This is a genomic window from Sphingomonas sp. (assembly GCF_036387595.1).
Lineage (GTDB): Bacteria > Pseudomonadota > Alphaproteobacteria > Sphingomonadales > Sphingomonadaceae > Sphingomonas.
In genome coordinates this window covers 97,956-120,025 of record NZ_DASVTL010000078.1, presented here as the reverse complement: position 1 = coordinate 120,025, position 22,070 = coordinate 97,956, and the positions used below count along the sequence as shown (strand labels likewise).

Sequence of the window (22,070 nt, the reverse complement as noted above, 5' to 3'; positions counted from 1 at the left end):
CCGAAGGCTGGTGGAGGGGGCGGGCCGCGAGCGATTCACCCGTGGCAAGCCCCCCTCCACCACCGCTTTGCGGCGGTCCCCCTCCCCGCGTGCGGGGAGGATCAAAAAGGAGAAAGATCATGGCGGTGGAGAAGGGGAGTGCGTTCCTGCTGAAGGTGGGGGACGGGGCGGTGACGCCGAGTTTCGCGACGGTGGCGGGGATGCGGACGACGCAATTGTCGGTGAACGGCGAGGGCGTGGTGGTGACGAGCAAGGATTCCGGCGGCTGGCGGCAGTTGCTGTCGGGGGCGGGGGTGCGATCGGTGAGCGTGTCGGGGGCGGGCGTCTTCACCGGCTCTGCCGCGGAGGCGCGGGTGGAGGGAAATGCGCTGTCGGGCGTGCTGGACGATTACCGGCTGACGTTCGAGGGTGGCGAGACGATGACCGGGCGGTTCCTGGTGACGCGGCTGGATTATGCCGGGGATTTCAACGGGGAGCGATCCTACACGCTGTCGCTGGAGAGTTCCGGCGCGGTGGTGGCCGCCTGATTCCCTCTCCCCTTTTGGGAGAGGGAAGGAGCGCAGCGTAGCGGAGCGCAAGGGAGAGGGGTGCGGAGCGAAGCTCCGCGCGAGCCAGCGGCTCGCACCCCTCATCCGGCGCTTCGCGCCACCTTCTCCCGCAAGGGGAGAAGGAAAAGGGAGATCATTCATGACAATTGCAAATACGGTGCGTGGCGAGGCTTCGCTGCGGGTGGCGGGGGAGACGCTGGTGCTGCGGCCGACGTTCGCGGCGCTGGTGGCGGCGGAGGGCGAGTTGGGGCCGCTGTTCGCGCTGGTCGAGCGGGCGGCCGACGGCAAGCTGGGGCTGGGCGAGATGGTCGCGCTGTTCTGGCACTGCCTGCGCGAATGCCCGGATGGGGTGACGCGCGAGACGCTGGGCGAGGCGGTGGTGGAGGCGGGGCTGGCGGTGGTGACGCCGGTGCTGCGCGGCGTGCTGCGACAGATATTGGCGGGGCGGTGATGGGGCTGCCCCTCCACCCCTGGGCTGCGCCGAGCGGTCCCCCTCCCCAAGCGCAGCTTGGGGAGGACTTTGGTGGGGCGGCGGCTCGGCTGGCGGGGTTTGCGGCGGTTGCCTTGGGGTGGTCGCCGGACGCGTTCTGGCGGGCGACGCCGGCCGAGCTGGCGGGCGTGGTGGCGGTGCTGGCGGGGGATGCGGCGACCGCGCTCGACCAGCGTGGCGTGGCGGCTTTGATGGAGGCGTTTCCGGATGGATGAGGTGGACAAGGCGGTGATCGGGGTGCGCACCGATACCGCGGGCTTTGCGCGCGAGGTGACGGCGATGCGCGAGACGCTGGAGGGGTCGCTGGGCGCGGGGGCCGATCGCGCGGGGCGGGCGATCGAGACGTCGCTGCTGCGCGCGGTGCGGACGGGTAAACTGGGGTTCGACGACCTCAAGCGCGCGGCGTTGTCGGCGCTGGCGGAGGTCGCGGCGGAGGCGGTGAAGGGCGGGCTGGCGTCGTTGCTGGGCGGCGGTGCGACCGCGGGGGGCGGCATCGGCGGGGTGCTGGCGGGGCTGATCGGCGGGCAGCCGGGGCGCGCGACGGGCGGGCCGGTGACGCCGGGCCGGGCGTACCGGGTCGGCGAGCGCGGGCCGGAGCTGTTCGTGCCGACCACCAGCGGGCGCGTCGAAACCGGCGCCTCGGGCGCGGCGCGCGAGGTGCGGGTGGCGATCACGGTCAATGCGTCCGCGGGGGAGGCGCCGGCGGCGCTGGCGCGCTCGTCGCGGCAGGTGGCGCGGGCGGTGCGCGCGGCTTTGCAGGACGATTGAGCCGCTCGCGTTTCAGTTGATGCGGGTCACCCTCACCCTTCCGGCGCTACGCGCCTCCCTCCCTCTCCCGGCGGGAGAGGGAAAGGAGCCGCCGAAGGCGGCGGGAAGGTGAGGGCGACGGGACCGGAGGATGGCTGATGGGCTGGTGGCTGGCGAAGCGGCGGACGGTTCAGGCGGTGGACGTGATGACGCGGTTCGATCCCGTCCATTGGACGGTGAACTTTCCGCGGCCGATGATGGCGGCGGTGACCACGCCTGCGCATGACACGATGCGGGTGGATGCGGTCTTCTACGCCCGTGACGATCTGGCCGGATTGATCTGGGAGGCGGAGGATCGGTTCGATCATCCCTTGCTGGCCTATGAGACGTCGCGCGACTTTCGGGATTGCCGGCTGGCGTTCCGGTGGCGATCGGGCGGGGTCAAGCCGCTGGACGCGGTGCATGGCCCGACGCTGACGATCGAGGGGCGCGATGCCGGGGGGAATGCGCGCGCCTGGTACGTACGGTTGTGGAATTACGCGGTGGGAACGCCGGAGGACGCGCACGTCGATCTCGACTTCGGAGCGCTCGATGGCGGGTTCCTGCTGCCGGGCGAGGCCGATCCGGTGTGGGCGGGGGACGTCGACCGGATGTTCATCTCGCTGGTCGCACCGGGTTACGACGCGACGGATGCGCTGCTGACGGCGCCGGCCGAGGGGTGGGTCGAACTGACCGGCGTCACCTGCACCGGGGCGGGATCGGTGATCGGATGCGGCGACGTGGTGGTGCCCGAACACGGGCTGGGCATCGCGAGCGGCTATGACGACAGTTACAATCTCACGCCCGCGCGGTTGCTGCGGAACGCGCTGCACCTGGGGTATCGGGGCACGCTGATCCACTATGTCGGGATGAGCCATTACTTCCGGCTGGAGGCGAGCGGCGGCAGTTTGTATGCCAGCCTGGCGGGCGGTGTGCTCAACGTCGCGTGCGCAGCGTGGCACAGGGATTTCGCGGGCCGGGCGCGGGCGCTGGGGTACGATCTGATCTGGTCGCTGAGCTATGAGCTGTTCGATGCGCATTGCTGGGGCGATTGGAAGCAGCGGGCGGCGGATGGTTCGCCGGCGCTGACCGGGTGGGTGCCGCCGTCGACCCTGCTGTCGCCAGCGCACCAGGGGGCGATGGCCTATCTGCAGGCGGTCGCGGCGGCGTTCTTGGGCGTTGGCGCGGCGGCGGGGTTGGCGCCAAAGTTTCAGGTCGGCGAGCCGTGGTGGTGGACGATGCCCGATGGCCGGCCGTGCCTTTACGACGCGGCGGCGGTGGCGGCGTTCGCGCCGGTGGCGATCCCGACGTTGCGCGGGGCGCTGGATGCGGCGCAGCGGGCGACGCTGGACCGCGCGGGGGCGTGCCTGGCGGCGTCCACCGGGGCGCTGTGTGCTGCGGTGCGGGTCGCAGCGCCGGGATGCGTGACGCACCTGCTGACGTATCTGCCGACGGTGCTGGATGCCGCGGCGCCCGAGGCCAAGCGTGCCAACATGCCGGTGGGCTGGGCGCGGCCGGCCTTCGATATAGTGCAGCTGGAGGATTACGACTGGGTGACCGCGGGCGCGACCGCGGACAGCGCACGCGGGGTCGCGGCGGCGCAGGCGCGGCTGGGCTATCCGCCGGGGGCGCAGCATTATCTTTCGGGCTTCGTGCTGCGCCCCGAGGACGCGCTGCAATGGAGCGCGATCGACGCCGCCGCGGAGGTGGCGCGGGCGCGCGGGGTGGCGGCGGTGGTGCTGTGGGCGCTGCCGCAGGTGATGCGCGACGGCTTCGTGCATTTCGATACCGGGGAGGAGCAAGCGATGGCGTTCGACGACGTGCAGTTTCCGCTGGCGATCGGCGCGCAGGCGGAGGTGGCGCCGACCTTTTCGACCGCGATCGTGACGGCGGCGGGCGGTGCCGAGCAGCGTAACGCCGCATGGGGGCAGGCGCGGACCTTCTACGATGTCGGGCCGGGGGTGCGATCGGAGGCTGACATCGCCGCGTTGCTGGCGTTCTTTCGCGCGCGCATGGGGCCGGCGCGCGGATTTCGGCTGCGCGATCCGTTCGACCGCGAGGCGGTGGGCGAGGCGATCGGCACCGGTGACGGCGTGCAGCGGCGGTTCGCGCTGGTGAAACATTATGGCGCGCAACGACGGCGGATCACCCGGCCGGTCGCGGGGAGCGTGGCCGTGAAGGTCGCAGGGGTGGCGACGCAGGGCTTCGCGATGGAGGCGGGCGGCTGGGTGGTGCTCGACGTGGCGCCGCCCGCGGGCGCGGCGGTGACCGCGGGGTTCGCCTTCGACGTGCCGGTGCGCTTTGCCGAGGACCGGCTGGCGGTGACCGCGGCGAGCTGGCGCGCGGGGGAGGCGGCGTCTGTGCCGCTGGTCGAGGTGCGGGAATAGCGGCTTGGCTTGTCCTCCCCGAGCTTTGCTCGGGGAGGGGGACCGCCGCCGCAGGCGGTGGTGGAGGGGTGGTGCGAAGCACCGGCTGCGCCGGCCCCTCCACCCCGTCGCTGACGCGACGCGGTCCCCCTCCCCAAGCGAGCTTGGGGAGGACTGAAGAAGGGGATGGACGATGGGTGAACTGACGCACTGGGTGCTGTGTTGGCGGATCGAGCGGCGGGATGGGGTAACGATCGGGCTGACCGCGCATGATCGCGATCTCGTCATCGACGGGCTGGTCCATCGCGCCGCGCCGGGGATGGTGCCGTCGGCGGTGGTGCGATCCGACGGGCTGGAGGCGGATACGATGGACGTGTCCGGCGCCTTCACCGCGGAGGCGATCGGGGAGGGCGACCTGATCGCCGGACGCTGGGACGGGGCGCGGGTGGCGGTGTTCGCGGTGGACTGGCGCGAGTCCGCTATCCGGGTGGACCTGGGCCAGGGAACGATCGGCGCGGTGGAGACCGGGGAGGACGGGTTCACCGCCGAACTGCTCGGGGTGACCGCGGCGCTGGATCGGCCGGTCGTCGAGGAGACCTCGCCCGAATGTCGCGCCGAACTGGGCGATGCACGGTGCCGGGTGGCGGTGGCCGGGCGCAGGCGGTTCCTGAACGTGGTGGGCGTGGACGGCGCGGTCGTCACGCTGGATGCGGCCGAGCCGATCGCGAACGGCTATGGCGGCGGGCGGTTGCGGTGGTTCGGCGGAGCCAATTGCGGGATGGAGGCGGCGATCGCCGTATCCGCGGGCGCGACGGTGACGTTGCGGGCAGAGCCTGCCTTCGCGGTCGCGGCGGGCACGCGCGTTGCGGTGATCGAGGGGTGCGACAAGAGCATCGCCACCTGCGCGGCGCGGTTCCAGAACGCGGCGAACTTTCGCGGCGAGCCGTATCTTCCGGGCGTCGACCTGCTGACCCGGTATCCGGGCGCATGACGGCCGGCGAGCGCGTCGCGGCGGCGGCGCGGGAGATGCTGGGGGTGCGCTTTCGACCGCAGGGGCGCGGGCGCGAGGGGGTGGATTGCGTCGGGCTGGTCGCGGTGGCGATCAGGGCGGGCGGCTATGGGGGAGACGTGCCGCGAGGGTATCCGCTGCGGGGTGGCAATCCCGCGAAGGTGGCGGGGGTGCTCGATGCAGTTCTCGGGCGCTGCGACGGCGCGGCTGTGGGCGATGTGCTGCTGTGCGCCTCCGGGCCGGGGCAGATGCACCTGGCCATCCGCGTCGACGGCGGAATGGTCCACGCCGATGCGGGGCTGGGGCGGGTGGTCGAGCGGCCGGGCGCCGTGCCCTGGCCGATCATCGGCGCGTGGCGTGTGGCGGAGGGGGAAATGACATGGCGACGCTGATCCTGACTGCGGCGGGGACCGCGCTGGGCGGGCCGGTGGGTGGCGCGATCGGCGCGCTGCTGGGGCAGAGCGTCGACCGGGCGGTGATCGGCGGCGGCGCGCGGCGGCAGGGGCCGCGGCTGACCGAGCTGGCGGTGCAGACGTCGTCCTATGGCACGCAAATCCCCAAGCTGTTCGGGACGATGCGGGTGGCGGGCACGGTGATCTGGGCGACCGACCTGATCGAGACGCGCAGCACGAGCGGGGGCAAGGGACAGGCGAAAAGCACGAATTATGCCTATGCGGCCAATTTCGCGGTGCTGCTGTCGGCGCGACCGATCCGCGACGTGGCGCGCATCTGGGCCGATGGCAGGCTGCTCCGCGGTTTGGCGGGGGATTTCAAGGTGCGCACCGGGTTCCGCGTCCATCGGGGGCGCGAGGACCAGGCGGTCGACCCGCTGATCGCCTCTGCGGAGGGCACTGGCGCGACTCCGGCGCACCGCGGCGCGGCCTATGTGGTTTTCGAAGGGCTGGAGCTGGCCGAATTCGGCAACCGTATTCCGTCGCTGACCTTCGAAATCGTCGCGGACGCGGGCGCGGTGACGAGCGGCGCGGTGGCGCGGGCACTGGCCGACGAGGTGATCGCGGCCGACGACGGGCTGACGCTCGGCGGGTTCGCGGCGGCGGGGGGCAGCGTGCGCGCGGTGCTGGAGACGTGTGCGCAGGCGAGCGGGGCGTGGTTTGCGGTAGCGGGCGAGGGGCTGGCGTTCCGCACCATCGGCGCGGCAACGCGGACGATCGCGGATGCGGGGTTTGGCGGCGGGACGGGCGTGCGCACGGTGGCGGCACCGCGCGTTGCGCCGGGCGCGGTGGCGGTGACGCATTACGAGGCGGCGCGCGACTATCAGTCGGGGTTGCAGCGCGCGCGGCGGCCCGGGGGCGGCGTGCGCGAGGATCGGATCGAGGTGCCGGCGGTGATCGACGCCGCAACCGCCAAGGCGGTGGCCCAGGCGATGCTCGCGCGCGGCGAAGCGGAGCGGGTGCGGCGGAGCGTGGCGGCGGGGCTGGAGGCGATCGACGTCGTGCCGGGGACGATCGTGGCGATTGCGGGCGAGACGGGACGCTGGCGCGTGGCGCAGGCGACGCTGGAAGGCATGGCGGTGAAGCTGGACCTGGTGCGCGTCGTGGGCGGCGCGACCGCAAGCCCTGTCGGCGCGAGCGGCGGGCGGGTGCTGGCGCAGCGCGACGCGGTGGCCGGGCGGACATTGCTGGCGGCGTTCGAGACGCCCGCGCTCGACGATGCGCTGCTGGGCGCGCCGCGACTGACGATCGTGGCGGCGGGCGAGGGCGCGGGGTGGCGATCCGCCACGCTGCTCGTCAGCACCGACGAGGGCGCAACCTGGACCGAAGCGGGATCGACCGCGGCGCCTGCGGCGATCGGGACGGTGGAACAGCCGCCGCCCGCCGGCAGCGCGGTGCTGGCCGATCGCGTGGGAACGCTGGTGGTGCGCCTCGCCCATGCGGACATGTTGCTGGCCGATGCCGACGATGCGGCGCTGGATCGGGGGAGCAACCTGGCGCTGATCGGCGACGAGCTGGTGCAGTTCGGGATGGCCGAACCGCTGGGCGAGGCGCGGTGGCGGCTGTCGCGGCTGTTGCGCGGGCGGCGGGGCACCGAATGGGCGATCGGCACGCAGATCGCGGGCGTGCGCTTCGCGACTATCGAGGCGGGGGCGGTGCGTACCGTCGACCCGCCGGCGGGAACGCGCGGCGTGCGGGTGCTGGCGTCGGGGGCGGGCGACGCGACGCCGGTGGAAGCGAACGTCAGCCTGGACCAAGGATCGGTGCTGCCGCCGGCGGTGGCGCGGATGCGCTGGGAAGCCGCCGGGCCGGGCGAGGCGATCGTCCGCTGGGTGCGGCGGAGCCGGGTCGGCTGGCGCTGGATCGACGGCGCCGACGTGCCGCTGGGCGAAGAAGCGGAACTTTACGTCGTGACCGTCGCCACCGGGGCGGCGCGCGCGACGACCGTAAGCGGCGCGTCGTTCATCACGGTCGCGCGTCCTGCGACGGTGACGGTGTGCCAGCGGGGCACGAACGGGGATTCGCGGCTTACGACGATCGCGGTGCCGGCGTGACCCAAGTTTTGCAGGAGAGTAAGACATGACCGACAGCGCACGGCTGGCGCTGCCCTATCTCGACGCGGGGCAGGCGCAGAAGGAATGGACCCACAACGAGGCGCTCGCGCTGATCGACATCGCGGTGCAGGCGAGCGTCGAAGCCGTCGGCGTCGACGCGCCGCCGGCAAGCCCCGCGGCCGGCGCGTGCTGGATCGTGGGCGCGGCGCCTTCCGGGGCGTGGAACGGGCATGCCGGCGCGATTGCCGGGTGGACCGACGGCGGCTGGCGCTTCCTCGCGCCGCGGCCGGGCATGGCGGCGTGGAGCCGTGCGGATGCGACGGCGGTTCGCTATGGCGCGCAAGGGTGGCGGCTGGACCGGGTGGCGCCGATCGCGTCGCCGACGGGCGGTGCGACGGTCGATGCCGAATGCCGGTCGGCGGTGGTCGCGATCCTCGGCGCCTTGCGAGCTCAGGGCTGGCTGGCCTGATCCAGGTGTGTTGTTTAGGCAACAGCGCCGGCTTTTGTTGGGTTGCGGCGAAACCAACCATCCGGTAGTGAGTTTGCCGTGTCCGTAGTGACAACTCAGAAAGGGGACTTTTATGCGGAAGCTTGCCGTAATACTGGCACTTGCATCCACCGCTCTCGCCACGCCCGCCCTCGCAAAGGACAAGGCATGGTATGTCGGTGTCGAAGGCGGTGCGATGATCGTGGAGGATATCGAGTACGATATCGGAACCGCGTCCTCCGCGGGCTCGGTCGATCACGATTATGGGTACGACGTCGATGCGACGATCGGCTATGATTTTGGCGCGTTCCGCCTCGAAACCGAGGTCGGCTATCGCCGCGCCACTGTCGATGGCTACACGTCCACGGTCACGACACCTGCATTCAATGCGGCGGGCGGTCGCTTCAACGCGCCGGTCGGTCGTTTTGATACTGCCGGTGGTTCGACCTCGGCGCTCAGCTTCATGCTGAACGGCCTGCTCGACTTCGGTGAAGACGACGGCATCCAGGGCTTCGTCGGCGGCGGCGTCGGCGTCGCACGCGTCAAGGCGAACTACGGCCTGAACACGCGTGGCGATTTCCTCGACGATTCCGACACGGTTTTCGCGTATCAGGGGCTGGCGGGTATCCGTGCGCCGCTGACCGAGAACATCGACGCGACGCTGAAGTATCGCTTCTTCAACGCCGACAACGTCCAGTTGGTCGACGTGTCGAACCGCACCTTCGAGGGTCGCTATCGTTCGCACAGCATCCTGGGCGGCGTGACGTTCAACTTCGGCGAGCCCGAGGCACCCCCGCCGCCGCCGCCGCCGCCGCCGCCTCCTCCGCCCCCGCCGCCTGCCGAGCCCCCCGCTCCGCCTGCGGTCTGCTCGCCTGGACCGTTCATCGTGTTCTTCGAGTGGGACAAGTCGGACATCACCCCGGAAGCCGGGTCGATTCTCGACAATGCGGTCACCCAGTATCAGACGTGCGGCAACGCACAGGTCATGCTGGCAGGTCACGCAGACAAGTCCGGCGCAGCAACGTACAACGTCGGTCTGTCGCAGCGTCGCGCAGATGCGGTGAAGGGCTATCTGTCGTCGCGTTCGATCCCCGAGGGTTCGATTTCGACCGAAGCGTTCGGCGAGAGCCGCCCGCGGGTCGATACGGCCGATGGCGTTCGCGAAGTCCAGAACCGCCGCGTGGAGGTCACTTACGGTCCGGGTTCGGGTCAGTAAGAGCCTTCCCGGAAGGGATGAAGAATGGGGAGGTCGGCGCGAGCCGGCCTCCCTTTTTTCGTGAGTGGTCGGGACGCATGCCCGTGGCGGATCGCGTCTGTGCTCCGGTCGACTAGGCGCCGGTCATACCACGGCGCATCCAGAGTCGTTCGCGACCAGGTTTGATAACGCAGAAGGCGCTCACCCGAAGGGAAGGGGGGGAGCAAATCTGATCGAGTTCAGAACGGTATGGTGTTTGGACTGACCTCCTTTCGTTCGCCCTGAGGAGGCATTGAGCGAGGCCGAGATGTTGCCTCCAAGGCCGTCTGGGGCGCCGAGGGATGCTTCAGGATGCTGCCTCGACGCGCTCATCCTTGTCAGCCTATCGGCAAGGATTATGAGTAGAGCCTCTCGGGTCGAGCGGATCGGTTTCAGCTCATCACACTTTCGTGATCCCGGTACAGCGTCACCGCCCTCTTTTGCGCGCCCCCTACAGGGTGTAAGCGCACGGGGCATGGCCTCGCTTCCGCTCCCCCCCAGCCAGAAGGCGCGCCCGCGGCTGTCGGCCAGGCCATTCTTCGAGAACAAGATAAGGGCGTTCTGGACGCTTCAGGCGGTGGGTTGGGCCGGGTATCTGCTGCTGCGCGGCGTGTCGTCGGTCTCCAACGGGCTGACGCTCGATGCGGTGATCCCGATCATCATCGAGGCGATCGTCGGCTATTGCCTCACCCTGCTGCTGTCCGCGCTCTATGGGTATTACCGCGGTTTGCCGGTCGCGCTCAGCGTGTTCCTCATCATTGCGACGCTGGCGGCGGCGACGTTCGTCTATGCGGTGCTCGACGCCTTCACCTTCAGCTTCATCACCACCGCGACGCCGGGGGTCACTCTCACCCGTCTCCTCGGCTCTGTCTATGTCACCTTCACCGTTCTCTTCGGCTGGTCGGCGCTGTATTTCGGGATCAATTTCTATCTGATCGTCGAACAGCAGATCGACGAGATGCAGGTGCTGGAGATGCAGGCATCGTCGGCGCAGCTGGCGATGCTGCGCTATCAGCTGAACCCGCATTTCCTGTTCAACACGCTCAACTCGATCTCGACGCTGGTGCTGCTGAAACAGACCGAGCGGGCGAACGCGATGCTCAGCCGGCTGTCGTCGTTCCTGCGCTACACGCTGGCCAACGAGCCGACCGCGCACGTCACCGTCCGTCAGGAAGTGGAGACGCTGAAACTCTATCTGGAGATCGAGAAGATGCGCTTCGAGGATCGGCTACGCACCTCGTTCGACGTCGATCCGCGCGCCGAGCGTGCGCGCCTGCCCTCGCTGCTGCTCCAGCCGCTGGTCGAGAATGCGATCAAATATGCGGTCAGCCCGCAGGAGGACGGCGCGGATATCGACGTGGCGGTGCGGCTCAGCGGCGAACGGGTGCAGATCGCCGTATCCGACACCGGGCCGGGGTTGCACGATGCGGTAATCCGACCAAGCCTTTCAACCGGCGTGGGGCTTGCCAATATCAGGGACCGGCTGGCGCAGGCTTATGGTCCTGACCACCGGTTCGAAACCGGCGCGAGGCCGACGGGCGGCTTTTCGGTGGAGATCGAGATTCCGTTCCAGCTCGAAGATCTGAACAGAGAGGTTCAATGACCATCCGCACCATCCTCGTCGACGACGAGCCGCTCGCGATCCAGGGACTGGAATTGCGCCTGGGCGTCCACGACGACGTCGAGATCATCGACAAATGCCAGAACGGCCGCGAGGCGATCCGTTCGATCAAGACCCATAAGCCCGACCTCGTCTTCCTCGATATCCAAATGCCCGGTTTCGACGGCTTCTCGGTCGTGCAGGGGCTGATGGAGGTCGAACCGCCGTTGTTCGTATTCGTCACCGCGTTCAGCGATCACGCGCTGAAGGCCTTCAAGGCGCAGGCGGTGAATTACCTGCTGAAACCCGTCGACGAAACCGAGCTTGCCGACACGCTGGACCAGGTGCGCCAGCGTCTGGCCGACAAGCGCGGCGCGGGCGAAACCGAGAAATTGAAGGAAGTGCTCGCCGAAGTCGCGCCGGACGCGGTGGCGGACATGGCAGGCGACGGCGGCGGCGCCGGCGAGCCGGCATCCAACCGCTTCGAAAAACTCATCAATATCAAGGACCAGGGCCAGATTTTCCGCGTCGACGTCGATACCATCGAGCTGATCGAGGCGGCGGGCGATTACATGGTCATCAAAACCGCCGACAACACCCTGATCCTGCGCGAAACGATGAAGGATCTGGAAAAGCGCCTCGATCCGCGTCGTTTCCAGCGCATCCACCGCTCGACGATCGTCAACCTCGATCTGGTCAAGCAGGTGAAGCCGCACACCAACGGAGAATGCTTCCTGGTCCTCAACTCAGGCTCCAGCGTCAAGGTATCGCGCAGCTACCGCGACGTGGTGGCGCGCTTCGTTCATTGAGGCGGAACCCGCGGGCATCCCCTGCGCTTGGGGCCAGCGAAGACACATAGGAGCAATTCATGGCCGAAGACCGGGTGACGATCGACGAGACGACCCTGCTGAACGATTACGACGCGCGCGTGGTCGAATTCGACGGCGAAGCGAGCGGCGAAACCTATCGCTTCGCGGTACAATATGACGTGCTCGAAGCGCTGTCGGGCGACGTGCCGGAGGATGACGAAGCCGCCCTGCTGGTGGTGCGCCACGGCGACGACATAGCGACCTACGCCGCCGCCGCGCTCGCGCGCGATCCCGATCAGGAACTGATCGTCATCAGCGAGAGCGACATGGAGTAAACCGGTCGGTCGCCCTTCCCCATAGGGACAGGGCGACCGAATGAAGGCTCAGCGAAACCGGCCGCTGAGTTGGACGCCGATGATCCGCGGCTCGTTGAACACCGCGGCCATGTAATTCTCGATCACGCCCTTCAGGTTCTTCTCACCCGTGATGTTGCGCGCGAAGACGGAGACTTCATACGCATCGTCGGGCGCCGCATAACCGACCTTCAACCCGGCTTCGAAATTGCCGTTCGCGTTGAATTCCTTCGTCCTGTAGAGGACGAACTGGGTGTAGCCCTGGATGTTGAAGTCGCCGGCGATGAACGCGCGGCCGCCGCTGGACAGTGGCTGTTCGTAGCGCGCGGTCAGATCGACGTTGTATTCGGGCGCGTTCGGCAGCGGTTCGCCGTCGATCTGCGCGAATTGGGTCGGCGTGCCGAACACCGGCCGCGTCACCGTCGGGTTCTGCACGGTGCAGACCGTCACGCCATTCAGCGTACAGACCTGCGCAAAGACCCGCTTGTCGCGAATCGCGCTGTGCAGAAGGCTGAGGCCCGCACCCAGCGTCAGATTCGGCACCGGCCGCCACGTCGCATCGCCTTCGAACCCGTACGCCTCGGCCTTGCCCGCATTGAACAGCACGCCATTGCCGTTGGAATCGTTGCCGTTGAGCTGGATGTCCTTGACCCGGTAGCCGAACACCGTGCCGTTCAGCCGCAGCGTGTTGCCGAGAAGATTGCTCTTGAACCCGGTTTCCCACGACAGGATCGTCTCGGAATTGGCGGTCGTGAAGTCCGAATTGAAGACCGCCGAGCGCCCCTGGATCGTCGGCCCGCGGAAACCGCGTGCGACGCGCGAGTACAGGCTGAAGTCGGGCGACGCCTGATAGAGGATCGCGGCGTCGAAGCTCGGCTGGGTATCCTTCAACGTCACGTCGCGCCGCGCCGACGCGGGGTACAGGCTGACGCCGGCCACGTTCTGGACGGGTTTGAGCAGCAATGTGCGCTTCTTGTCCTCGGTGATCCGTCCGCCCAGCGTGAGGTTCAGCTTGGGCGTCACCGCATAACTCGCCTGCCCGAACCCCGACCAGGAGGTGTTGACGTCGCGCAGCCGCACGAAATTGTTCGGGTTGCGTGCCGCCGTCGTCAGGAAGAACGTGCGCTGGTAGAATTCGGTGATGTCGCGGTTGTCGAAATACATGCCGCCGATCTGCCAGTTGAAGCGGTCGCCGCCCGGGCTGGCGAGGCGCACTTCCTGCGTCCACTGATCGAGGTCGCGGATGTTGCCCTGGCTCTGGCCGAAGCCGTTGGCCACGCCGTTCACCGGGAAATTCGCCGCCGCGCCGCCATCGGTATCGCCGCGGCTGAAGCCGGATGTCGTCTCATAAGCGGTGATCGAGGTCAGCGTCGCGCCCCCGAAATCATAGGCCGCGCGGGCCGATCCGCCATAGGTCGTGTAGGATTGGGGATTGTCCGCCGCCTCGTCGAAATCGACCCGGTCACGGCGTGTGCCCGACACGTCGTTCGATCCTTTACGCAACGCCGCGCGGTGGAACAGCGTCGAGGTGCCGTCGTAATCGCGCGCGTGGCCGGACAGGTTCAGCGAGAAGCGATCACCCGGCGTCAGCAGCAGTTGCAGCCGCACGTTGCGATCGTCGAACCCGCCCATCGCGTTCTTGCGCGGAGTCGACGTGCCGTCCGCGGTCGGGCCATTATAGCCATTGTCGACCCAGTCCTGCCGATGCTGGAGCAACGCCGACAGCCGGAACGCCAGCACGCCGTCGATCAGCGGCCCGCCGACGCCGGCGTCGAAATTGGTCGAATACAGGCTGCCGACCGAAGCACTGGCGCGGCTCTGGAACGTCTGGCTGGGGCGGATGGTATCGAACTTGATGATGCCCGCGGTCGTGTTACGCCCGAACAGCGACCCCTGCGGCCCGCGTAGCACCTCGACCTGCGCGACGTCGAACACCGGGTTCGACTTCAGCACGACATGCTCCAGCACAACGTCGTCCTGGACGATCGACACAGGCTGCGACGCGCCCAGATAGAAGTCGATATTGCCCAGGCCGCGGATGTAGAAGCGCGGAAAGATGCGGCCCGTGGTCGATTCGACGTACAGCCCCGGCACCCGCCCCGACAGCGACAGCAACGTATCGTCGCCGCCTGCGGTGAAATCGCGCAGCGCTTCGCCCGAAACGACGCCGACCGACACCGGCACGCGCAGCGTATTCTCCGAGCGGCGCTCGGCAGTGACGACGATGTCGCCCAGCGTGTCGCCCGCGTCGGTCGCGGTCTGAGGCGCAGGCACGTCCTGAGCGAAGGCAGGCGCTGCGGCGCAGGCGCCGGTCAGCAGGAGCAGCGCCCGGAAGGCGGCGGTCTTGGTCACGAAAATTCCCCTATGTGGATCATCCCCGCCGCTCCCATCCGCCGCAGCCTGATTGGCGCAGTCGGATTCGGCAGGATCACTGCCGCGCCTCTAACGTCGGATTGTTACTGATGGAAGGCACGCGGAGGCACGCGCGGGCACGGCCGAAGCAAAACGATGCGATCAACATCCCCGTTTCGGCCGTTCGAAATCTTCGAATACCCAGCCGCCGCCCTGGCGATGCGCATACATCGTATAGTAGCAGCGACGCTCCCCCACTATGGCCGGGTTGGTCCGGGTAGTGGTCACCCGCTCGGGCGGCTGCCTGCCGCGACGGACGAGGCGCGTGCGCGTTTCCCCGCTGCCCAGGCTGGTGGAACGCGTCCCGTCCATCCACTGATAGGCGCGCCGCCCATCGGGCAGGTCGTAAACCCGATCCGGCGGGCCGTAGCGAGCCATCACCGCCTCGGGTAGAGCACCGATATACCCCCGCATGATCTCCGTGGCGCAACCGGCGAGCGCCAGGACCATGATCGGCAGCAAGGCTGCGCCGCGCATAGTGCGTATCGCAATTCTCCGAAAAAATGGGGCCGGACCCCGCCCAAGCCATTCGGCGAGGCCCGGCGACGCGCAGAAGTGGACGACACCGCCGAGTTGCAGGCGCGCGGCCTTGAAGCTCTTGCCGGTCTGGTCGAACTCGGTTCGGATGGCGAAGGACTTGGCCACCGCGATCTCGGCACCAAAGCCATACATGAACCCGCCCTCGGTCGTCTTCCGCCGGAACGGGGTTCGTCCAGCCGCGCCAAAGGCGACCTGCTCGTTCGCGCGCGTCCAGCCATAGCCGGCGCGACCGTAGAGCAGCAGATTGGCGGCTGGCAGGAGTCCGAAGCGCGCCGAGGCATCCCATGCCCAGCCGGGATCAAGGCGATACGTTCCGCGGGTGACGGCATGCCTGGCGTCCTTGCCACCGTTGCCGATACCGGCCTCGACTCCGACCAGTCCGATCGTCTTGTCGTACCCGGCAAAGGCCCGGTAGCCGACGCCGCCCGCACGGTCGATCCGCTCGCTCAGCGTCGGCGCTGCGCGCTTCACCTCGAGACGGCGATTTGCGACCGGCGACGTATTTTCGGCGCGGGCGATACGGGGCGGCGATGGTGTCGGTAGGCGTCGCGGCCCTGGCGGTCCCGGCGCTGGGGTTGTGGCTGACCCACGACAGCCCCGGCGGTGCCGAACTGCCGATCCGCATCGGTTCGGGCAGCCTGACGCTGCTCGCAGTCTCGGGCGTCAAGGATTTGGCCAAACGGATCGGCATCACCGAGGCGAACCTTTCGCTGCTCAAGCAGGGCCGGGTAAAGGGCGTGCGTTTCGAAACGCCGGCCAGCATCTGTGCCATCCTGGACTGTACGCCCGGCGACATCCTCTGGATCGAAGGCGAACGGTAGCCGCAACGCCGGCAGCCCCCTATCGCAAATCCATGCTGCATCTGCTAACGGCTGGTCCATGCTCAATCTGAACGGCATCACCGTGCGCCTTGGCGGGCGCACGATCCTCGACGGCGCGACGGCCACGTTGCCGCCGGGCAGCCGCGTCGGCCTGATCGGCCGCAACGGCGCGGGTAAATCCACGATGGTGCGCGTGATCGCCGGGCTGCTGGAGCCAGACGGCGGCAGCGCCGACATGCCGCGGGGCGCCCGCATCGGCTATATCGCGCAGGAAGCCCCCCACGGCGTCGCCACCCCCTTCGACACCGTGCTGGCCGCCGACACCGAGCGCGCCGAGCTGATGCACGCCTCGGAGACGGAGGAGGACGCCCACAAGCTCGGCGACATATACGAGCGGCTGATCGCGATCGACGCCTATACCGCGCCCGCGCGCGCCGCGCAGATCCTGCTGGGCCTGGGCTTCGACGAGGCGATGCAGGGCCAGCCGCTCGACAGTTTTTCCGGCGGTTGGAAGATGCGCGTCGCGCTCGCCGCCTTGCTCTTCTCGCAGCCCGACCTGCTGCTGCTCGACGAACCGTCGAACCACCTCGATCTCGAAGCGGTGATGTGGCTGGAGGATTTCCTGAAAGGCTATAAGGCGACGATCGTCGTGGTCAGCCACGAGCGCGATTTCCTCAACAACGTCGTCGATCACATCCTGCATCTGCAGAACGGCAAGATCACCCTCTATCCCGGCGGCTATGACGCGTTCGAGCGCCAGCGCGCCGAGCGGATGGCGCAACTCGCCGCCGCCAAGGCCAGCCAGGACGCGCAGCGCGCCAAGTTGCAGGATTACGTCGCGCGCAATTCCGCCCGCGCCTCCACCGCCAAACAGGCGCAGAGCCGCCAGAAGATGCTGGCGAAGATGCAGCCGATCGCCGAGATGGCGAACGATCCGACGCTGTCGTTCGGCTTCCCCAACCCCGAGGAACTGCGCCCGCCGCTCATCACGCTGGACATGGCCAGCGTCGGTTATGCGGACGTGCCGATCCTCAAGCGCCTGAACCTGCGCCTCGATCCCGACGATCGCATCGCCTTGCTCGGGCGCAATGGCAACGGCAAGACGACGCTCGCCCGCCTGCTCGCCGCGCAGCTGGCGCCGATGGACGGGGAGATGAACGCGACCGGCAAGATGAAGGTCGGCTATTTCACCCAATATCAGGTCGAGGAACTGGATACCGACGACACGCCGCTCGAACATATGACCCGGATCATGCGCGGTTCCGCACCTGCGGCGGTGCGCGGTCAGCTCGGGCGGTTCGGGTTTTCGGGCGACAAGGCGACGACCAAGGTCGGCAGGCTGTCGGGCGGGGAACGTGCGCGCCTGGCGCTGGCGCTCATCACCCGCGACGCGCCGCACCTGCTTATCCTCGACGAGCCGACCAACCACCTCGACGTCGATGCGCGCGAGGCGCTGGTCCAGGCGCTCAACGATTATTCGGGGGCGGTCGTGCTGGTCAGCCACGATCGCCACATGCTCGAACTGACGGCGGACCGGCTCGTGCTGGTCGATAACGGCACGGCGCGCGAATTCGACGGGACGCTGGACGATTACATCGACTTCGTCCTCAAGGGCGATGCGAAGCCGGCGGCCAAGACGAAAAAGGACAAGAAGGCCGACGCGCAGGCCCGCGATCGCGACCTGGCGCTGCGGAGAACCGTCCGCGAACTGGAGGAGGAGACAGCATGCCTGACCAAGGAGCGTAACGCCGTGGACCGGGCGATGTTCGACCCCGCCGGTTCCGAACCGCGCTTCGCGTCGCTGTCGATGACCGATCTGTCAAAAAGACGCGCCGATCTCCAGACGAAGCTGGATGCGACCGAAGCCAAGTGGCTCGAAGCCAGCGAGGCACTCGAAGCGGCTTAGGTAGCCTCAGGCGGCGGCGCGCGCCGCGATCTGTGCGACGATGGGTGCGGGCATGGGCTGAGCGAAGTCGATCCCGCATTCGAACGGGCGGGACCAGGCGACCCAACCTTCCATCGGGGGCGTCGGCACTCCCGACGGACGGCCGCTCTCCAGCGTAATGTAGCTTCCCACCTGCATCGGCTCGAGCACGCGCAGCCGGCAGCCGAGCGGTGACAGGTCGATCACCTCGACCGGTTGCCGGATCGCTTTCGAACTGATCGCGATACCGCTCAGCTGTAGGCCATTACGATCGGCCTTGCGCTCTTCGCGTGCCAGCCATTGCGGAAAGTTTGGGGGAGTTGCCATGACACGGACATTGCCCGCCGACGTTTGAACGCCCACCTGTCGTCGCTGGTTAACCGCGCATTGGTCAACAAGCGGATGCTGCGACGCGGCCGGCGCGGGTCAATTCAGTCGGCGTCGTCGCCAGCACCCGTATCGCTTGGATCGGGGCGTTCGTACCATGCCTCGACGGTGCCGCTCAGCTTGAGCGTCAGCGGGCGGCCGTGGCGATCGACCTTCTTGCCGAGCGCGACACGGATCCAGCCTTCGGAAATCGAATATTCCTCAACGTCATGGCGTTCGGCGCCCTTGAATCGGATGCCGATGCCGCGCGCCAGCAGTGCCTGGTCGAAGTAAGGGCTGTCCGGGCTGATCGACAAACGATCGGGCGGCGTATCGGCCGGAGGTGCATCAGGGGAAGGAGTGTCGCTCATCCCCGCGCCCTAGCCCGAACGTCGGCGCCTGCGCCATAGCAAAACGGCGCGGCCCCGAAAGGCCACGCCGCCCGACCTCAATAGCCGTAATAGCCACGGTAACGCGGCGCGCGATAATAGCCGCGCGGCGCATAGCCGTCGTAATAGCCGCGATAGAAGCGCCGCGGTCCGCGAAAACGCTCACGGTAGATCACCTGCGGTGGCGCATTGTAATAATAGCCGCGGTCGTAATAGTCACCACGATCGTAGTAGCGCCCGCGATCGTTCGACGCGATGGCAGCACCCAGCCCCAGACCGACGATCCCGCCGAGCAACGCACCCGCGGCGACATCTCCGCCGCGGTTTCCGCGGTTTCCACGCCAGCGCTGTGCATCGGCCGGTGCCGCCGCGGTGAGCGCAGTTGCGGTCAGGGTCAGTCCCAGCGCCGCCTTCTTCATCAAACCGTTCATCTCGAACCCTCCTGAACATACGCCCGGTCCGCATGGCGATAACGCACGACGCCTCGACCGTGTTTCGGTTCTAGGCGATTCGGGCTGAATGGTCGCGGAATGAGATAGTTAGCGCAGGTTCATCGACGCAACGGCTGCTTCAGGCTCGCCGAACGGCTTGGTCCAGCGTGGCTCGGCTTCCAGAGCAACGAACAGCGCGCAAGGAATCGTGCCTGGCAATGCACCGATCTTTGGTGCTGCTTGGTCCTTGCAAGCCATTCGATCAGCAACGGCATCCCGGCCTCCCCATGAAGAGGCCGGTCTGGCGAGACGAACCCGTTCGCTGGCGCGAGACGGGTCCGTTTCGGAGAGAGTTACGCCGCGATCTTGGCCCGGCTCGCCTTCTTGCGCTCGTTGGCGTCGAGGAACCGCTTGCGCAGGCGGATCGACTTGGGCGTCACCTCGACCATCTCGTCATCGTCGATATAGGCGATGGCCTGTTCCAGCGTCGCGCGCTTGGGCGGGGTCAGACGCACCTGGTCGTCCTTGCCGCCGCTCGCGCGGAAGTTCGTCAGCGCCTTGGTCTTCATCGGGTTGACCTCGAGGTCGTCAGGCTTGGCGTTCTCGCCCACGATCATCCCCTCGTACAGCGCCTCGCCGTGGCCGACGAACAGGATGCCGCGCTCCTCGAGCGGACCCAGCGCATAGCTGTTCGCCTCGCCCGACCCGTTCGAGATCAGGACGCCGTTCTTGCGCCCCTCGATCTTGCCCTTGTGCGGGCCATATTTCTCGAACAGCCGGTTCATGATGCCGGTGCCGCGCGTGTCGGACAGGAACTCGCCGTGATAGCCGATCATCCCGCGGCTCGGCGCGGAGAAGGTGATGCGGGTCTTGCCGCCGCCCGACGGGCGCATGTCGATCATCTCGGCCTTGCGGACGTTCATCTTCTCGACGACCGTGCCCGAATATTCATCATCGACGTCGATGATGACGGTTTCATACGGCTCGGTCTTGTTGCCGTTCTCGTCCTCACCGAACAGCACCCGCGGACGGCTGATGCCGAGTTCGAAGCCCTCGCGACGCATGGTCTCGATCAGCACGCCGAGCTGAAGCTCGCCGCGGCCGGCAACTTCGTAGCTGTCGCGGTCGGCGGCTTCGGTCACCTTGACCGCAACGTTCGACTCGGCCTCACGGAACAGGCGATCGCGGATCATCCGCGACGTCACCTTGGTGCCCTCGCGACCCGCCATCGGCGAATCGTTCACCGCAAATCGCATCGACAGCGTCGGCGGATCGATCGGCTGCGCATGAAGGGGCTCGCTGACGCTGGGGTCCGCGATCGTGTTCGACACGGTCGCGACCGAAAGGCCGGCGAGGCTGATGATGTCGCCCGCCTTGGCCTCCTCGACCGGAACGCGCTCCAGCCCGTGATAGGACAGGATCTTCGACGCGCGGCCCGTCTCGACGATCTTGCCGTCGTTGTCGAGCGCGTGGATCGGCTGGTTGAGCTTGATCGTCCCCGAATTGACACGACCGGTCAGCACGCGGCCGAGGAAATTGTCGCGGTCCAGCAACGTCACCAGGAAGGTGAAGGGTACGTCCTCCACCTCGACGGCGGGGGCCGGAACGTGGCTGACGATCGTCTCGAACATCGGGATCAGCGTGCCCTCGCGCGCGTCCATGTCGGTGGAGGCATAGCCGTTGCGGCCCGAGGCGTAGAGGACGGGGAAATCGAGCTGGTCGTCGTTCGCATCGAGGCTGACGAACAGGTCGAACACCTCGTCCAGCACCTCCTGGATGCGCGCATCGTTGCGGTCGACCTTGTTGACGACGACGATCGGACGCAGGCCCAGCGCCAGCGCCTTGCCGGTCACGAACTTGGTCTGCGGCATCGCGCCCTCGGACGAATCGACCAGCAGGACGACGCCGTCGACCATCGACAGGATGCGCTCCACCTCACCGCCGAAGTCGGCGTGGCCGGGCGTGTCGACGATGTTGATACGGATCGACTCGGTTGCACCCGGCGGCGTCCAGTCGACCGAGGTCGGCTTGGCGAGGATGGTGATCCCGCGCTCTTTCTCCAGATCGTTGGAATCCATCGCGCGCTCTTCGATGCGCTGGTTGTCGCGGAACGTGCCCGACTGGCGGAACAGCTGGTCGACCAGTGTCGTCTTGCCGTGATCGACGTGCGCGATGATGGCCACATTGCGGAGGCTCATGGGAATTCTTTCGATAATGCGGGAACAAGGATTGCGCGCGCCCTTAGCGCAAATGCTGCGCCGCGGGAAGTGGGGGCAGGAAGTGGGGGCGGCTTAGCGGCGGAACATGCGGCGGACGTCGCGTTTGCCATGAACGACGCGAACGACCTCGATACCGAGCGCGATCGGTCGGTAGAAAATGATGTGGTGCCCTACGACGAAACTGCGGATGTGGGGGCCATATTCGGGCCGGCCTGTACCCATCTTCGGGTTATCGGCAAGCGCCTTGAGCTTAGCCTCGATCTTGTCGAGGATCGCATCGGCAAAATGCTCGCTTTCGACCGAGATATAACACCAGATCTCGATCAGGTCGCGCTTGGCAAGCCGGGACTTCCGGACGACGCTCAACCTTTGCGATTCGCCTGCATGCGGAAGCGTCCTTCCCGCTTGATTTCCTCCATGTCGAGCGATCCGGCGTCGCCGCTGTCCAGTCCCTCCTGGATCAACGCGCGCAACCGGCCGACCGTCAGTCCGGTCTCCTCGTCGATCGCATCATCGTCGATATCGCCGTCTTCGCGCGCCTCGGCCGCTTCAAGCACCACCCGGTCGCCCTCGCGGCTGATCCGCAGATGGTCGGTGTCGAAGCGGAATTCGGCGGGCAGGGGGACGGCAGCTTCGCCATCGGTCCAGATGACCTTCACCATGTCGTCCATCGCGGCACCTCCATGCGTTGCGCACATAGCATGGAGGGTCGCGGTTGTCAGTGCGATAGCCGTGCTATAGAAGCAACACACTTGAACGATGCCGCCCCGCCCGTCATCT

Annotated in this window: 23 protein-coding genes; 15 read left to right on the top strand and 8 right to left on the bottom strand. The window is 67.7% G+C overall.

The window, feature by feature from the left end:
- The first annotated feature begins 119 nt into the window (after positions 1-119).
- The 13 genes from VF643_RS08395 to VF643_RS08335 all read left to right on the top strand — a co-directional run bounded on the left by VF643_RS08395 (position 120) and on the right by VF643_RS08335 (position 12,170).
- Positions 120-527, top strand: coding sequence for a phage major tail protein, TP901-1 family (locus VF643_RS08395; RefSeq protein WP_331042932.1), 408 nt, complete (start codon positions 120-122; stop codon positions 525-527).
- A 160-nt stretch (positions 528-687) separates the two neighbouring features.
- On the top strand, positions 688-999 hold the full coding sequence (locus tag VF643_RS08390) for a gene transfer agent family protein (RefSeq protein WP_331042931.1): 312 nt from the start codon (positions 688-690) through the stop codon (positions 997-999).
- Positions 999-1,253, top strand: a complete 255-nt coding sequence (locus VF643_RS16105; RefSeq protein WP_414713829.1) for a phage tail assembly chaperone — start codon at positions 999-1,001, stop codon at positions 1,251-1,253. The genes VF643_RS08390 and VF643_RS16105 overlap by 1 nt, the downstream gene beginning before the upstream one ends.
- On the top strand, positions 1,246-1,806 hold the full coding sequence (locus tag VF643_RS08380) for a tail tape measure protein (RefSeq protein WP_331042930.1): 561 nt from the start codon (positions 1,246-1,248) through the stop codon (positions 1,804-1,806). Before VF643_RS16105 ends, VF643_RS08380 begins: the two co-directional genes overlap by 8 nt.
- A 137-nt stretch (positions 1,807-1,943) precedes the next feature.
- The gene (locus tag VF643_RS08375; RefSeq protein WP_331042929.1) at positions 1,944-4,211 is read left to right on the top strand and encodes a DUF2460 domain-containing protein; all 2,268 of its coding nucleotides are present in this window, start codon (positions 1,944-1,946) and stop codon (positions 4,209-4,211) included.
- A 172-nt stretch (positions 4,212-4,383) separates the two neighbouring features.
- Entirely contained in the window at positions 4,384-5,181 is a 798-nt protein-coding gene (locus VF643_RS08370) for a DUF2163 domain-containing protein (RefSeq protein ID WP_331042928.1), read from the top strand.
- The gene (locus tag VF643_RS08365; protein WP_331042927.1) at positions 5,178-5,591 is read left to right on the top strand and encodes a peptidoglycan endopeptidase; all 414 of its coding nucleotides are present in this window, start codon (positions 5,178-5,180) and stop codon (positions 5,589-5,591) included. Before VF643_RS08370 ends, VF643_RS08365 begins: the two co-directional genes overlap by 4 nt.
- Complete coding sequence (locus VF643_RS08360) at positions 5,579-7,705, top strand: phage tail protein (RefSeq protein WP_331042926.1); 2,127 nt, start codon at positions 5,579-5,581, stop codon at positions 7,703-7,705. The genes VF643_RS08365 and VF643_RS08360 overlap by 13 nt, the downstream gene beginning before the upstream one ends.
- A 25-nt stretch (positions 7,706-7,730) precedes the next feature.
- The gene (locus VF643_RS08355; protein WP_331042925.1) at positions 7,731-8,174 is read left to right on the top strand and encodes a DUF2793 domain-containing protein; all 444 of its coding nucleotides are present in this window, start codon (positions 7,731-7,733) and stop codon (positions 8,172-8,174) included.
- Between the two features lie 112 nt (positions 8,175-8,286).
- The gene (locus tag VF643_RS08350) at positions 8,287-9,408 is read left to right on the top strand and encodes an OmpA family protein (RefSeq protein ID WP_331042924.1); all 1,122 of its coding nucleotides are present in this window, start codon (positions 8,287-8,289) and stop codon (positions 9,406-9,408) included.
- Positions 9,409-9,901: 493 nt separating this feature from the next.
- Positions 9,902-11,029, top strand: a complete 1,128-nt coding sequence (locus VF643_RS08345; protein ID WP_331042923.1) for a sensor histidine kinase — start codon at positions 9,902-9,904, stop codon at positions 11,027-11,029.
- Positions 11,026-11,835: a LytTR family DNA-binding domain-containing protein gene (locus VF643_RS08340; RefSeq protein WP_331042922.1), complete on the top strand. Its 810-nt coding sequence runs from the start codon at positions 11,026-11,028 to the stop codon at positions 11,833-11,835. The genes VF643_RS08345 and VF643_RS08340 overlap by 4 nt, the downstream gene beginning before the upstream one ends.
- Before the next feature lie 59 nt (positions 11,836-11,894).
- A complete protein-coding gene (locus VF643_RS08335) occupies positions 11,895-12,170 on the top strand; it encodes a hypothetical protein (protein WP_331042921.1) in 276 nt (91 codons plus the stop codon).
- 48 nt (positions 12,171-12,218) lie between these two features.
- Here VF643_RS08335 and VF643_RS08330 read toward each other — a convergent pair whose 3' ends face one another.
- Both VF643_RS08330 and VF643_RS08325 read right to left on the bottom strand, forming a co-directional pair.
- On the bottom strand, positions 12,219-14,540 hold the full coding sequence (locus tag VF643_RS08330; protein ID WP_414713823.1) for a TonB-dependent receptor: 2,322 nt from the start codon (positions 14,538-14,540) through the stop codon (positions 12,219-12,221).
- 162 nt (positions 14,541-14,702) lie between these two features.
- Positions 14,703-15,611: an outer membrane protein gene (locus tag VF643_RS08325; RefSeq protein ID WP_331042920.1), complete on the bottom strand. Its 909-nt coding sequence runs from the start codon at positions 15,609-15,611 to the stop codon at positions 14,703-14,705.
- A 140-nt stretch (positions 15,612-15,751) separates the two neighbouring features.
- Here VF643_RS08325 and VF643_RS08320 point away from each other — a divergent pair, with 140 nt between their 5' ends.
- Together VF643_RS08320 and VF643_RS08315 are read left to right on the top strand one after the other, a co-directional pair.
- Positions 15,752-15,961 carry a helix-turn-helix domain-containing protein gene (locus VF643_RS08320; protein WP_349256120.1) on the top strand — a complete coding sequence of 70 codons (210 nt, stop codon included), beginning with the start codon at positions 15,752-15,754 and terminating at the stop codon, positions 15,959-15,961.
- Positions 15,962-16,019: 58 nt separating this feature from the next.
- Complete coding sequence (locus VF643_RS08315) at positions 16,020-17,867, top strand: ABC-F family ATP-binding cassette domain-containing protein (protein WP_331042918.1); 1,848 nt, start codon at positions 16,020-16,022, stop codon at positions 17,865-17,867.
- 6 nt (positions 17,868-17,873) lie between these two features.
- Here VF643_RS08315 and VF643_RS08310 read toward each other — a convergent pair whose 3' ends face one another.
- From VF643_RS08310 to VF643_RS08285, 6 genes are all read right to left on the bottom strand, one after another.
- A complete protein-coding gene (locus tag VF643_RS08310; protein WP_331042917.1) occupies positions 17,874-18,212 on the bottom strand; it encodes a PilZ domain-containing protein in 339 nt (112 codons plus the stop codon).
- Positions 18,213-18,316: 104 nt separating this feature from the next.
- Positions 18,317-18,622, bottom strand: coding sequence for a DUF3297 family protein (locus VF643_RS08305; protein WP_331042916.1), 306 nt, complete (start codon positions 18,620-18,622; stop codon positions 18,317-18,319).
- 77 nt (positions 18,623-18,699) lie between these two features.
- Positions 18,700-19,071, bottom strand: a complete 372-nt coding sequence (locus VF643_RS08300) for a hypothetical protein (RefSeq protein ID WP_331042915.1) — start codon at positions 19,069-19,071, stop codon at positions 18,700-18,702.
- 353 nt (positions 19,072-19,424) lie between these two features.
- The gene (typA, locus tag VF643_RS08295) at positions 19,425-21,269 is read right to left on the bottom strand and encodes a translational GTPase TypA (RefSeq protein WP_331042914.1); all 1,845 of its coding nucleotides are present in this window, start codon (positions 21,267-21,269) and stop codon (positions 19,425-19,427) included.
- A 93-nt stretch (positions 21,270-21,362) separates the two neighbouring features.
- Complete coding sequence (locus tag VF643_RS08290; protein ID WP_331042913.1) at positions 21,363-21,656, bottom strand: type II toxin-antitoxin system RelE/ParE family toxin; 294 nt, start codon at positions 21,654-21,656, stop codon at positions 21,363-21,365.
- Positions 21,653-21,961, bottom strand: coding sequence for a hypothetical protein (locus tag VF643_RS08285; RefSeq protein WP_331042912.1), 309 nt, complete (start codon positions 21,959-21,961; stop codon positions 21,653-21,655). The genes VF643_RS08290 and VF643_RS08285 overlap by 4 nt, the downstream gene beginning before the upstream one ends.
- Positions 21,962-22,070 lie beyond the last annotated feature (109 nt).